The following is a 13,465-nucleotide window of genomic DNA, read 5'->3' as shown; positions in this document are numbered from 1 at the left end:
CGGGGCGGGCCGGTGCGACTGGTCCGGCGGTCTGTGTCACGGCTGGCGGTCCCCTCTGCGACGGCGGCGTGCCGGGGCGGGGCCGCGCTCACGGGGGCCGGTGAAGCCCTCCTGTCCCGGGTCGGCCACCTGGGTGTACTGCAGCCGCCGTCCGGGCGCCGGTTCGCCGTCGTCCTGGCGGGTCGCCGCACGGACGACGAGCCCTTCGGTGACCGGCGGTGCGGCTGCGGCGGAGGCACCGGCGAGCGGCGCCCGTACCCGCACCCCCAGCGACGCCTTGAGCTCCCCGCCGAGCGCCGACCACACGTCGGAGGCGGCAGGCGCGTCAAGGCCGGAGCCCCCGGTGTCCAGGCCCACGGTCAGGCCGAGTTCGGCGAGGGAGCCGGTGAGGAGCCGGGCGGGCAGGGTGTCGTGGGCAACCAGGCAGGTGAGGACCTGGGAAAGCAACCGGTGTTCGTCCTGAGGCCTGTTGGCCCACGCCGTGACGAGGTAGGTGAGCTCGAACCAGCGCGGCGGGCTGCGCCTCGCGATCAGGTGCCCGTCCTCGTCGTAGACCTCGCCGGCGCCGCTCCCGCGCCGGGTGGCGTCCTCACGGATGTCGTACAGGAAGGCACAGACCGTGGGCGCGCTGCGGCGGGCCGCCCAGTCGCGGGTGGGTGCGTCGAGGACGACCTCGACGCCCGACGCCTCCAGACCGGCCTCGCCGAGCAGCCGGCGGAGCCCTTCGTCGACCTCGTGGATCACCGCCGCACCACCTGGTCGGGGGGCTGCACGGTGCCGCTGACCACGAGGAAGTCGGTCTTCACCGGCGAGAAGCCGGGGCCGCTGGCGGTGATGACGCGGGGCCCGGTCGCGTCCTTGGCGAGGATCAGCAACTGACCGATGAAGGTGCCGTTCCGCAGCGGCACGGTCGGCGCGGCGGCGGCGGTGATCCCCGGCTTCCAGGCGAACCGGACCGGCACACCGGGCGGAAAGTCCTTGCCCCGTACGGAGGTGACGAAGCCGGGCTTGCCGATCGGGGGCACCGCCTCGATCCGGGGCTGGAGGACACGGATCCGCTGCCGGGCGGAGTTGTCGCCCCGGTCCGCGTCGGTCCCGGTGGTGGTGAGATCGCCGGTGACGGTGGCCGTGAGCGCCTTGCGGGGGCTGAGCACGACCCGTACGACGGTGCTCTCGCCGGGATCGAGGTCGGTCAGCGCGCACACCCAGGAGGTGTCGCAGCCGGCCGGCGGGCCGCTGTTCGGGACACCACGCGGCAGGCCGAGGCGGAGCCGCAGCCCTGTCGCGAGGGCGTTGCGGCCGTTGCGCACGGTGTAGGTGACGACCACTCGGCCGCCGACGTATCCGGGGTTGGGCTGGGCGGTGACGCGTACGCCGGGCCCGGCCTCGGGCTCGGACGGCTCCGGGGGCGCGGGGGCCGGCGGGGCGGTGGTCGGCGGGGCCGGAGTGGGGCTCGGCGGTGCAGGTGTGGGTGTGGGGCTCGGCGGGGGCTCGGGGGCCTCACGTACGGGTACGAGGGTCCGGGCGTTGTTGTCGTCGGGCCGCGGGTCGAGGACTGTCCCGGTGACCGACCAGTCGACGGGTGCGTCGCCCGGGGTGATGCCGGTGAGGGTCACGTCGACCGGCACGGTCCTGCCGGGTGGCACGACACCCACGTCGCACTGGAGGGAGGCGGCCGCGCAGGTGCCGCCCGGCCAGGTCAGTCCGGTGACCTGCAGGCCGGGCGGCGGGCTGACGGTCAGTGTGGTGCCGGGCGAGGCCGACGGGCCGTGGTTGACGAGGTCGACGCGGACGGTGGTGTCGGTCCCCACGGGCACCTCCGGTGTGGTGCCGGGCACGCCGACAGCGAGGTCCACCGACTGCCGGACGCTGGGTTCCTTCTGCCGGCCCGGCAGCCCGGTGGTGACGGGGGTGATCTCACCGGTTCCGACGGCCAGCAGGCTCAGCTTCTCCGGGCTGTTGCCGGGGAGTGCGGCGCGGGAGCTGAACACCAGGCCGGTGCCGTCGGCGGTCCAGGCGGCGTCACGCGGCTGGAAGGGTCCGGTGGCGGAGGTGTCCGGCAGTTCCCTGCCGCAGGCTCCGGGCAGCCCACGGGCGGCGGCGGGCAGCAGCACCTGGCAGTCGTCGCCGGAGACCGAGGTGAGGAGGATGCCGTTGCGCTCGTCGGTCGCGCCGCCGCCGCTCTTGCGGTTGAAGGCCACGGAGAGTCCGTCGGGGGAGAACGCCGGGCTGTCGTCGATGACTTCACAGCTGCCCGGGCAGATCTTGTCGCTGAGGTCGGTCTGGTCGCTCAGGTCGTCGGCGAGCGCGGTCCAGACGTGTTTGTTGCCGCCTCCCCCGTCGATGACGTGGTTCCGGGTGAAGGCCAGGGTGGTGCCGTCGGAGGACCAGGTGGGCTGGGCGTCCTGACCGTCGAGCTCGCCGGCCGGCGGGGTGATCCTGCCGATGATCGCCCCTGAGGCGATTTCGGCGACGAGGATCCTGCTGGGGCCCGCCGCCTCGCCGATGCCGCCCGGCGAGGTGCGTGTGAAGGCGAGGTACCTGCCGTCCGGCGAGAAGGCGGGGTCGGTGTCCCAGTCCCGCGGGCCCCGGTCGTCGAGCCGCATGACCTCCGGCTTCTCGTTGGCGTCGGCGTCCACCGTCCAGATCCGTTCGATGCGGCCATCGGGGCCGTCCTCGAAGCGGGTCAGGGCGATCCGCCTGCCGTCGGGCGTGTAGCTCTGCCGCTCGGTCCACGGGTCGTACTCGGCGTCGGGCTGGAACAGCCGGTCCCTGGTGGTGTCGGTGTCGGCCTGGGGGTCCTCCTCCAGGATCGTCACCCCCAGGTCACGTGGGTCGGCCCCGTCCGCCCTGGCGTCCTGCAGGGTCACCACGTGCGGTCCCGAGGCGGAGACCCGGTCCACCACGACCTCGCCGCCGTCGAGGGAGCCCAGCCAGGTGGGCGAGCCGACCTCCCGCTCCTCGTCGAGCACCAGTGAGGGTTCCTGGTCGGAGTGGGCGGTGGAGCGGAACACATGGTCGTAGTCGGTCGTGCAGGTGCATGTGGTCTCGGGGCTCAGGAAGACCAGGCCGTCCCCGTCGGGCAGCCAGGCCGCCGCGTGGATGCGCCACCCGGAGTAGTCCCCGCCGAGCAGCGGCCCGCCCGTGCCGTTCTCCGCGTCGGTGTATCGCAAACGGGGCAGTCCTTCGTCCGTCGCGGTGTAGGCGATGATGTCCCGGTTCTCGGCGTCGTCGACCGGGTTCCACACCGGTTCGGTCGCCGTGCCGTTCTCCGGGCCGGTGACCCGGGTGGCGGCGCCGCCGTCCAGCCGACGGACATAGATCTGCTGTCCGACGAGCGGGTCCCCGTCACTGGAGTAGGCCAGGCGTTTCCCTTCGGGGGAGACCGTGGGCCACTCCTCGTCCGCCGGGGTGTCGGTGAGCCGGGTGGGGGGACCGCCGTCGGTGCCCACCATCCACAGATCCCGCTGGGTGCCTCCGCCCGGGACCGCCTCCGCCGCGTCGAAGACCACCGATGTGCCTTCGTGGACGAGCCTGGGGTGCGCGGCGTCCATGCCCTCGGTGAGCTTGCTCACCGAACCGTCGGCCGTCCGCAGGTAGATCTGCGGGGTCTTCTCGTCGCGCAGCGAGGCGAAGACCAACTGGTCGCCGAGGGCGGCCGGCTGGGTGTCGTAGTGGGTGGGCCCCTCGCCGAACAGCGGTGCGCTCGTCGCGGTGGACGTCACCCGGCCGAGGCTCCGGTGCCGGGTGGCGGCGTACGCGACACGGGTGTCGGTGGCGGCCGCCTTCGGCCGGGACCCGGTGTCGCCGTCGTCCCGACCGGCCGCCGCGGTGACCCCGACGAGCGGGACCATCAGCAGCAGCGCCGTGCCGAGTCTGCCCAGGCGGTGCCGCCCGCCGAGACCGGCTGTACCCATGACGGTTTCCCCTCGCAGTGTGGTGCGGCACCGGGAGGGCGCCCCCGCCACCGTGCCCCGTCCCGACGTGCGGCGGCAGGGCCCGGGGGCCGCATCCGGGGGAAGCCCGTGGTGTGTTTCCGGGCAACGTCCGCTGCCTCCGGACACCCCTGTCAGATGAGTCCGTTGCGGAGCGCGTAGCCCACGGCGTGGGCGCGGTTGCGCAGTTGCAGCCGCGTGATGATCTCGTGCAGGACGTTCTTGACGGTGCGTTCGGAGTAGGAGGTCTTGCGGGCTATCTCCGCCGTGTCCAGCCCCTCCGACACCAGACGCAGCATGTCCGCCTCGCGGGTGTTCAGGGTGGACAGGGACACGCCCCGCGGGTCGAGGGCGGCGCGCTGGAGGCTGCCGACGTGGGTGAGCAGGGTGCCGAGCAGATCCCCGGGCAGCACCCCCTCGCCGTTGGCCAACGCCAGGACCAGGTGCAGCAGGCGGTCCGGGTCGGCCTCGGCACGCCGTAACACCGCGGCCACCCCGCACTCGATGACACGGGGAAGTGACCCGTGGCCGAGGGTGCCGACGACGAGGCCGGTGCGTGTGGCGGTGTTGTGCCGCAGCCGGTGGAGCAGGGCGGCCACGTCGTCACCGACCTGGTCCACGACGACCAGGGACACCTGGGCCTGTTCGGCGTCGTCGTCGGCGAGCAGCTGGATTTCGGGGCGCTGGCGCAGCTGCTGGACGATACCGGCGCGGAGCACCGGATCGCCGGCGTAGACGGCCACGGTCGCCCGTTCGGCCCTTCCCGAGGAGTAGGCACGCTGTGCGGGCCGCCCCTGGGCGGGCACCCGTGTGGTGGTGGAGGGGCTGTTTCCCTCGATGCAGGTCATTGACGGACACCTGTCTCATGGTTCGTGGGGGGCGGCGTGATTCGGATTCGATCACCGGGGTGGCGGAGCCCGCGAAGCGGCGCGCCGTAACAGCTGTGCCCTACAGGCGAGTTGTCGCAGACCACGTGGGCACCGCGTCTGCCCGGCCGTTGCCCTCGCGTTCATCGCCGGGCTCGCGCGCGTGCTTCTACCGTGCTGATGTGACCTCTTCTGCAGCCCCTTCCGGACCCGGCGCGCCCGGTCTCGACATCCCGCCGGTGACGGTGACTCCCGGCGAAACCGCCACCACCACCGTGACGGTCCGCAACGACGGCGACATCGTCGAGGCGTACGGCCTGGAGGTCGTCGGCGGCTGCGCCGCCTGGAGCACCGTCGAGCCCGCGCGGGTCTCCCTGTACCCCGGCACGTCCGAGACGGTGACGATCCGTCTGGAACCGCCGCGCTCCCCGGACATCCGGGCGGGTGAGATGCCACTGGGTGTGCGGGTACTGCCCACCGAGAACCCCGACGCGGTCCACGTCCTCGAAACGACCGTGCACATAGCGGAGTTCAAGGAGCTGCAGGCCGAACTGGCCCCCCGCCGCCGACGCGGCTGGCTGCGCGGCCGCTACCGGCTCGCGGTGCGCAACCAGGGCAACACCCCGGTGCGGGTGGGTTTCACGGCCGGCCAGCAGGGCGAGGAGCTGGCGTTCACCTTCAGCACTCCGAGCCCCGAGCTGGAGCCCGGCGAGTCGAAGGAGGTCGGCCTCCGCGTCCGCACCGGCAAGCCCGCCTGGCTCGGGGCCCCGGTGGTGTGGCCGTTCACCGTGGACGCCACGGGGGTGCGTGAGGAGCCGGAGTCCTCCGAGGCCGAGGGCGTCGTTCCGAGGCGGCTGGACGCGGAGTTCGTCCAGATACCCGTCTTCCCGAGATGGCTGCTGGTGCTCCTCGCCGCCCTGCTGGCGCTGCTCATCGCCTGGTTCACACTGGTCCGCCCGGCCGTGCGGAGCGCCGCCGAGGAAGCGGCCACCCAGGCCGTGCAGCCCCGCCCGACACCTCCGGCGGGACAGGGCGGCGGGACGACGCCGGAGACCGGAACCGGTGGCACGGGCGAGCAGCCCGGCGGCGGCGAGGAGCCCGGCGCGGGCGGCGGCAGCGGCAGTGGAGGCGGTACGGGCGGCGGCGGAGGCGGCGCGGGAGGCCAGCAGAGCTCGGCGACCATCGATCTGGAGACGGCCGCCGGAGAGACGAAGACCGGCACCTACCAGGTCCCGAAGGAGACCGTGTTCGGGGTGACGGACCTTGTCGTGGCCAACTTCCAAGGCGACGAGGGCCTGTTGACGATCAGCTTCGGCGACCGAAAGGTCACCACCATCGCGCTGGAGACCTTCCGCAACCAGGACTACCACTGGGTGACCCCCATCAAGATCCCCGAGAACGAAAAGGTGACGGTCGAGGTCACCTGCGAGAAGCCCGGCACCCCGGCGAACGGCCGGCGCTCCGCCGGATGCCACGAGGTCCTCAATGTGAGCGGTCTCCTCAGCCTCACCACGCGTTGACTCAAGCCTCACGACCTCAGCCATTGTCGATCGAACCCGGCGGTAACCGGAAGATTTTGATCTTGAAGCGACCGGAAATCGATAACGCCGGGCTGAAAACCCGTCAGAGGTCTTGACACGAGTCTCGTTGCGCTTGTTACGTCACGGGGGCGCGCCGGTGTCACCTCACAGCCCTCCGGGTTAAATGTTGTGTGGGCGCACCGCTCACCCCCGGGGATCACCCGCGCTCCGGGGCCCGCCGCCGCACCAGTACCTCACTGCGATGGGCGTCGGCGCGGCATCGCCGGTGACCGTGGGCGCCTCGGATCGGAAGACGAACAACGCGCCCGACCGGCGGGCCTCGCGCCCCGTACGCCGCCCCGCCGTACCGGTGCCGGTGGCGCACGGGGCGGGGCGCCTGCCTCAGGTCCAGGTGACCGCCACGACGGCTGCGGCCGCCGTGAACGTCCCCACGGAGTAAAACGCCCATGGGCGACTCCCGCGCATACCCACCACAGCGGCGGCCGCCACCAGGGCGTCCAGCGCCAGCTTCACCCACATCTTCGCGTCGGTCACCGGAAGATCCAGGGAGCTCCGGGTCCATATGAGGCCGGCTCCGGTGACCAACTGGACGACCGCACTGGTCACCATGTATCCGCCGGTGACCGGGTTCTTCCCTCGCAACTGGTAGAAGACGCCGCCCAGGAGCGCCGCGAAGCCGAAGAGATGGAAGACGAGGAACACGTACCGGAGAACGGTCATGCGGGCAGTCCTTCCGCGGAGACGGGGATGACGGGCCGGGATGGCTCACCTCACCTGGAAGCGGCAGGACTTCGGCAACCGGCCCGGATCGCGGCCGTCTCCGGCGGAGACAGTTGAGCGAGGTCGGCCACCGGCCCCTGTTCGAGCGCTTCCGGAACCAGACCGGACAGCGGCCCCGTCCCTGACACTCCCGGCCCGCGGGCCGAGGTGACCTGCGTCACGCTCATCCGATCAGGCTTCGCTTCGCGGTCGTCGACGAAGCGGACACCGCTTGTCGCGGCCGGTTCAGCCGGGCTTGACCGCCAGCGTGGCGAAGTAGTGCGACATGTACGAAGCCGCGGCGTTGGACTGATGCGGCGCTTCCGTGAAACCGGCGAGGACGAAGCCCGCGGCAAGCTGTCCGCCGATCTGACCGGCGAGGGAGTGGCTGTACTCGAGGGCGGCACCGGCCCCGAACTTCGCTGCGCGCTCCTCGGCGGAGTAGCACGTGACATCGCTGTAGGGCAGCTTGTGGACGACGATCAACTCGCCCCGCTCGTCGAGCGCTTCGTGGTCGAACAGGTACACATCCGGGTTGACGAAGCCCGCGAGCAGACTCCCACCCGGTCGCAGGACTCGGAAGCACTCACGCCACACCTCTGACAGGTCCGGTACGAACAGGTTGGAGACCGGATGGAACACGACGTCGAACGTCGCGTCGGCGAAGACGCTCAGGTCGCGCATGTCGCCCAGCACGGTGCGCAGTTCGAGTCCGTCACGCTCCGCGACCGCTCGGTCCTGGCCGAGCTGGCGGGGTGAGTTGTCGAAGACGGTGACGTGCGCCCCCGCGGCGGCGAGGACCGGCCCCTGCTGGCCGCCACCGGAGGCCAGGCACAACAGGTCCTTGCCGGTGAGATCCGCCGGCAGCCACGAGCGGTCCACCGGCTGGTGCCCGATGAGGACGACCGACCAGTCGCCGGCGCGTGCGCGTTCGACGTCCGCCGCGCTCACCGGAATCGACCACTCGTTTCCCTCCTGGACGTACTTGTCCCAGGCAGCCCGGTTGTGTGCGACCGGGTCGATCTCGATGTCATGCACGTTCGGCTCCCTGTAGAGCCGTATGGACACCCGTTCGGCACGGACGGCTCGATACCGTCAGCCAACACGGTCGCGGGGCGGGACTCAACGGATTTGCCGCCGCCGAGGTCTGCAGACATGCGGCCCACCGCCGACCGCCGCACCGACTCCCCCGGGAACACGGTCGGCCGACCAGACACTTCCGGCCAGGCCTAAGGAGGTGCCGTCCGCGACGCTTCGGCCTCACCTAGCTAGGCGTCGCACGTGAGGGCGCCCCCGGAACGCCGTGATCGCCCCGGTTCCTCCCGACTGTCTTCCGCGGTACTTATTTTGCATAATGCAAAAATGAGGAAGGGGAAGCAGTGAGCGGCGTACACGACGGCAGGCGGGCGGCACGGGAGCACCTGACCGACCGCGGTCCTCTGATGGTGATGGCGATCCTGGTCGGGGCGGGGGCCGGTCTCGGTTCCATCGTGTTCCGCTGGTGCATCGAGTCGTTCACCCGGCTCTTCTCCGGGCACACCGACTACGCCGGCTCCCCCGGCAGCGCCCATCCGCACCTGCCGTGGCTCGGCCCCTTCTTCGTCCTGGTCGTACCGGTGGTCGCGGGTCTGCTGTACGGCCCCCTGGTCAACCGGTTCGCCAAGGAGGCACGCGGACACGGTGTGCCGGAGGTGATGCTGGCCGTCGCGCAGCGCGGCGGCAGGATCAGCCCCAAGGTGGCCGTCGTCAAGACGCTCGCCTCGGCGCTCACCATCGGTTCGGGCGGTTCGGTGGGCCGGGAGGGGCCGATCGTGCAGATCGGCTCCGCGCTCGGCTCGACGCTCGGCCGCTGCACGAAGGTGACCGAGCAGCGGATGAAACTGCTGGTCGCGTGTGGTGCGGCGGGCGGCATCGCCGCCACGTTCAACGCGCCGCTGGCCGGTGTGTTCTTCGCGATGGAGCTCATCCTGTCGGCCTTCAGCGTTGAGGCGTTCGGCGCCACGGTGCTGGCCAGTGTCACCGCGAGCGTGATCGGGCGAGCCGCTTTCGGCGACGTCGCGTTCCTGAACCTGCCCGACTTCCACGTCCAGCACCTGGGCCAGTACGCCCTGTTCGCGGTGCTCGGCGTGGTGGCGGGCGCGGTGGGTGTCGGCTTCTCCCGTGTCCTGTACGCGATCGAGGACGCCTGCGACTGGATCTGGCGCGGCCCGGAGTGGCTGCGCCCGGCGGTCGGCGGCCTGGCGCTCGGCCTCGTCCTGCTCGCCCTGCCGGAGATGTACGGAGTGGGCTACCCGGTCCTGGAGAAGGCGGCCGAAGGCCGGTACGCCATCGGCTTCCTGCTGCTCCTGCTCGCCGGGAAGATGATCGCCACGAGCCTGACCATCGGGATCGGCGGCTCCGGCGGCGTCTTCGCGCCCAGTCTGTTCATCGGCGCCATGCTGGGCGCGGCCTACGGCGCCGTCGCCCACGGGCTGCTCCCCGGATCGGCCGGCGCGGTGGGCGCGTACGCCCTGGTCGGCATGGGCGCCGTCTTCGCCGGCGCGGCACGGGCGCCCATCACCGCGGTCGTGATCCTCTTCGAGCTGACCGGCGAGTACTCCATCATCCTGCCGCTCATGCTCGCGATCGTGCTGGCTACGGCCACCAGCCGGCTGCTGACACGGGACACGATCTACACGCTGAAGCTGCGCCGACGCGGTATCGACCTCGACGGTCCGGCCCCGGGTGCACGCCTCGGCGCGCAACCGGTCTCCTCCGTCATGGAACCTCTGCCGGCCCCTCTACGGGCCACGGTGCGACTGGGCGACGCCGCGGCCCTGTTGAGCCTGTCCGGGCACGGCGCGCTGCCCGTCGTCGGCGCCGACGATGCCTACCTGGGCGTGGTCACCGCTCGGGCGGTGGCCGAAGCCATGGCCGAGCAGCCGGACGCCGCGCCCACCGCGGCGGGTGACCTCGTGGAGCAGCCGCCACGGATCTCCTCCGACGAGCAACTCGCCGCCGCACTGCACACCTTGGTGGCCGCGCCCGGCACCGGTCTACCCGTCCTGGCTCCGGACAGGAACCGTCCGGTCGGCTGGCTCAGCCATCAGAGCGCCCTGAGGGCACTCCACTCCTCGGGCGGGACGCCCGCACCCCGGCTCGTTCCCGCGGTTCAGCTCTGAGGGCGCGCCGCGCGCCGGGGACGACAACGGGTGCGAAGCGGGGTCACCCGTGGGCCGACGGATCGGTCCAGCCCAGCGGGTGCAGTCCCGCGTCACCATCCGGCGACGCGGCGGACGGCTCGCCGCCCGCCTCGTTGAAGTCGGTCAGCGCCGCGATCAAGGCCGTACGCCGCGCGGGGGCGAGACGCTCGACGATGGCCGCGATCTCCTCCCGGCGGCGCGCGGTGACGTCCTCGACGGTGCGCCGGCCCTCGCCGGTGAGGCGCAGCAGGGTCTCACGGCGGTTCCCCGGGTTGGTCTGCCGGTCCGCGAGCCCGGCGGCGATCAGCCGGTCGACCATGCGCATGGCCGTCGACGGGGCCACACCCAGGAGCTCGGCCAGCGCGACCAGCTTCATGTCACCACGGCTGGAGAGCACGACCAGCATGCGGAACTGGGGCAGGGTGACCCGGTCCTCCACCTCGGTCAGCGAGCGAGCCGACACCGCGACCAACACACGTGACGCCGTCAGCACCGCGCGCGTCACCGCGTCCACATCGTCCATGCGCTCCGGCGGAGCCGCTTTCCTGGCCATGGAACCTTTCTACCGTGTGCCCGGTCCGGCACCCGCGCCGCGTGCCCCGGCCCGGCGGTGGGGGCCACGGCCGTCACCGCCGCCCTATATTTAGACTGTGCAAACATTGCACAGTCTAAAATAAAGATCTCTTGCGGCTGTTACTCGATCGAGTCTCAGCGCGCCCCGAGGAGGCGACGCGATGATGTCGGCAGACCCGGCCCGGAACCGCACCGAGCGCGAGGTCCGGGCGGGCCACGATGCCACGGCTCCTCAGTCGAAGAGGTCCGGCTCCGACCGGGCGATCTGGTCGAACAGCGGCTGGAACTGGAACCAGCCCGCGAACTCGGAGCCGACCTGCCCGTACGTCAGCTTCGCGTCCTCGTGCGCGATCCGCAGGGTGTCGCCCGCCGCCTTGGCGGCGAGCTGGGCCTGTGCGGACCGCTCCATCGTGATGAACCACCACGCCGCCGCGTCCACCGAGGAACCGGCTGTCAGCAGCCCGTGGTTGCGCAGGATCGCCGCCTTGTTCCCGCCCAGCGCGGCGGCGATGTTCCGGCCCTCGGCCGGGTCGTTCGCCACGCCCGAGTAGTCCGCGTACACACCGTGGTCCTCGTAGAAGGCGCAGGCGTCCTGGGTCAGCGGTTCGAGTGTCTGCGTGGTGGCGGAGAGCGCCTTGCCGTACACGGAGTGGCTGTGCGCGGCGCCGATCACGTCCGGGCGGGCCTGGTGCACGGCAGCGTGGATCGCGAACGCGGCGCGGTTGACCCGGTACCGGCCCCGGACGACGTCCCCGTCATGGTTGACCAGGAGCAGATCGCTGACGCGGATGTGCTTGAAGGACATCCCGAACGGGTTGACCCAGAAGTGATCGGTGAACTCCGGGTCCCTGACCGTGATGTGCCCGGCCACGCCCTCCTCGAATCCGAACCTGCCGAACAGGCGCAGCGCGCCGGCGAGACGTTCCTTGCGGTGCCTGCGCTCGACGGCCGGGTCGTCGAAGACGGGCGGCCTGCGGAACTCCAGTTCCTCCTCGGCGACGGGCCCGAGATCGGCCCGGTCCAGGGGCTCCGCCTCCGGGTACCGCCCGTTCCGTGCTGCGGCTTCCATGGTCATCCGCCACCTCGTGGTGTCCACGGCCGCCCCGGCCGGGCGGCCTCCTGCGGAGCCATACTGCGTACGCGCGCGCCGTACGTCGATGTTCCGGTGGCGCGGATCGGGGACCACCGGTTGTCTGCGGGGACAAAGCTCCGGGCCGGGGGATGCGTGCCCCTGCTCCGCGGTGCGATCGTGCCGGGTGGACGACGTGACACTCCGGCCGCCCGAGAAAGCGCGGCGGCCGGGCGATCGGGAGAACGGGAGAAGAGGCGCGAATGGGCACGCAGTACGGCGACTACCAGATGGAGATCTACCTCGACGGTCTGCGCGGGGTGGCGCCCTCGCTACCGATGGACTTCGCGGGCTGGGAGGAGCGCGCCCGGTCCGCCCTCAGCCCTTCGGTGTGGTCGTACGTCGCGGGCGGCGCCGGCGACGAGCACACCCAGCGCGAGAACGCCCGTGTCTTCGAACGGTACGGGCTCATGCCCCGCATGATGGTCGGCGCGACGCGGCGTGACCTCTCGGTCGACCTGTTCGGGCTGAGCCTGCCCTCCCCCCTGTTCATGGCGCCCGTCGGAGTCATCGGGCTGTGCGCGCAGGACGGCCACGGGGATCTCGCCACGGCGCGGGCAGCGGCACGCACCGGCGTGCCGATGGTGGCCTCCACCCTGTCCGTGGACCCCATGGAGGACGTCGCCGGCGCGTTCGGGGACACACCGGGCTTCTTCCAGCTGTACACGCCCACGGACCGCGACCTCGCCGCGTCGCTCGTGGCGCGGGCCGAGGCCGCCGGGTTCAAGGGCATCGTGGTCACCCTCGACACCTGGGTCACGGGCTGGCGCCCGCGTGACCTGGCGACGTCCAACTTCCCCCAGCTGCGCGGCCACTGCCTGGCCAACTACACGTCAGACCCTCGCTTCGAGACCTTGGTCGCCGGAGGCACCAAGGACGTCGTGAGCACCTTCGCAGGTGTTTTCGGCAACCCGCTCACCTGGGACGACCTGCCTTGGCTGCGCTCGCTGACCGACCTGCCGCTGATCCTCAAGGGCATCTGCCACCCCGAGGACGTCCGTCGCGCCAAGGACGGCGGCGTGGACGGGATCTACTGCTCCACCCACGGTGGCCGCCAGGCCAACGGCGGACTCACCTCCCTCGAGGCGCTGCCCGGCGTCGTCGAGGCGGCGGACGGGACGCCGGTGCTCTTCGACTCCGGGATCCGCTCGGGCGCCGACATCGTCAAGGCGCTCGCCCTCGGCGCGACGGCGGTGGGTGTGGGTCGGCCCTACGCGTACGGGCTCGCGCTCGGCGGTGAGGACGGCCTCGTCCACGTCCTTCGCGCCCTGCTCGCCGAGACGGACCTCATCATGGCCGTCGACGGTTACCCCACCCTCGCCGATCTCACGCCGGGATCGCTCGTCACCCGACGGGGGGTGTGACCGGGGGAAGGCTTACTGGTACCGCCCGACGGAGCAGTGTGACGGACAAGCCGCTCCGGCGCGTTGAGCCGCGGGGACGCGCGGGTTAGTTTGGCCGGACGCGGGGCGGAGCCCCG

At 71.8% G+C, this 13,465-nt stretch carries 10 protein-coding genes; 3 read left to right on the top strand and 7 right to left on the bottom strand.

From position 1 onward, the window contains the following. Window positions 1-36 precede the first annotated feature (36 nt). The 3 genes from ACGFNN_RS29925 to ACGFNN_RS29915 form a co-directional block, all read right to left on the bottom strand. A complete protein-coding gene (locus ACGFNN_RS29925) occupies window positions 37-744 on the bottom strand; it encodes a DUF4255 domain-containing protein (protein WP_393560572.1) in 708 nt (235 codons plus the stop codon). Beyond that, window positions 741-3,917 (bottom strand): hypothetical protein, encoded by a 3,177-nt coding sequence (locus tag ACGFNN_RS29920; protein WP_393560570.1) that lies wholly within the window; start codon window positions 3,915-3,917, stop codon window positions 741-743. Before ACGFNN_RS29920 ends, ACGFNN_RS29925 begins: the two co-directional genes overlap by 4 nt. A 152-nt stretch (window positions 3,918-4,069) precedes the next feature. Next, window positions 4,070-4,783: a LuxR C-terminal-related transcriptional regulator gene (locus tag ACGFNN_RS29915; protein WP_393560568.1), complete on the bottom strand. Its 714-nt coding sequence runs from the start codon at window positions 4,781-4,783 to the stop codon at window positions 4,070-4,072. Window positions 4,784-4,983: 200 nt separating this feature from the next. On the opposite strand from ACGFNN_RS29915, the gene ACGFNN_RS29910 reads away from it, so the two are divergent. Continuing rightward, window positions 4,984-6,321, top strand: a complete 1,338-nt coding sequence (locus ACGFNN_RS29910; RefSeq protein ID WP_393560566.1) for a hydrolytic protein — start codon at window positions 4,984-4,986, stop codon at window positions 6,319-6,321. A 402-nt stretch (window positions 6,322-6,723) separates the two neighbouring features. On the opposite strand, the gene ACGFNN_RS29905 is transcribed toward ACGFNN_RS29910, so the two are convergent. Next, window positions 6,724-7,062 carry a hypothetical protein gene (locus ACGFNN_RS29905; protein WP_393560564.1) on the bottom strand — a complete coding sequence of 113 codons (339 nt, stop codon included), beginning with the start codon at window positions 7,060-7,062 and terminating at the stop codon, window positions 6,724-6,726. 285 nt (window positions 7,063-7,347) lie between these two features. After that, a complete protein-coding gene (locus ACGFNN_RS29900) occupies window positions 7,348-8,139 on the bottom strand; it encodes a class I SAM-dependent methyltransferase (RefSeq protein ID WP_393560562.1) in 792 nt (263 codons plus the stop codon). A 404-nt stretch (window positions 8,140-8,543) separates the two neighbouring features. On the opposite strand from ACGFNN_RS29900, the gene ACGFNN_RS29895 reads away from it, so the two are divergent. Continuing rightward, window positions 8,544-10,262 carry a chloride channel protein gene (locus tag ACGFNN_RS29895; RefSeq protein WP_393560848.1) on the top strand — a complete coding sequence of 573 codons (1,719 nt, stop codon included), beginning with the start codon at window positions 8,544-8,546 and terminating at the stop codon, window positions 10,260-10,262. Window positions 10,263-10,305: 43 nt separating this feature from the next. On the opposite strand, the gene ACGFNN_RS29890 is transcribed toward ACGFNN_RS29895, so the two are convergent. Beyond that, a complete protein-coding gene (locus ACGFNN_RS29890) occupies window positions 10,306-10,836 on the bottom strand; it encodes a MarR family winged helix-turn-helix transcriptional regulator (RefSeq protein WP_393560560.1) in 531 nt (176 codons plus the stop codon). A 252-nt stretch (window positions 10,837-11,088) separates the two neighbouring features. Next, a complete protein-coding gene (locus ACGFNN_RS29885) occupies window positions 11,089-11,925 on the bottom strand; it encodes a class II aldolase/adducin family protein (RefSeq protein ID WP_393560558.1) in 837 nt (278 codons plus the stop codon). Window positions 11,926-12,188: 263 nt separating this feature from the next. On the opposite strand from ACGFNN_RS29885, the gene ACGFNN_RS29880 reads away from it, so the two are divergent. Then, window positions 12,189-13,349 carry an alpha-hydroxy-acid oxidizing protein gene (locus tag ACGFNN_RS29880; RefSeq protein ID WP_393560556.1) on the top strand — a complete coding sequence of 387 codons (1,161 nt, stop codon included), beginning with the start codon at window positions 12,189-12,191 and terminating at the stop codon, window positions 13,347-13,349. The last annotated feature ends 116 nt before the right edge of the window (window positions 13,350-13,465 follow it).

The organism is Streptomyces sp. NPDC048590 (assembly GCF_043199535.1).
In the GTDB taxonomy this organism is placed as follows: domain Bacteria; phylum Actinomycetota; class Actinomycetes; order Streptomycetales; family Streptomycetaceae; genus Streptomyces.
This window is presented reverse-complemented; position numbering and strand designations above follow the sequence as displayed.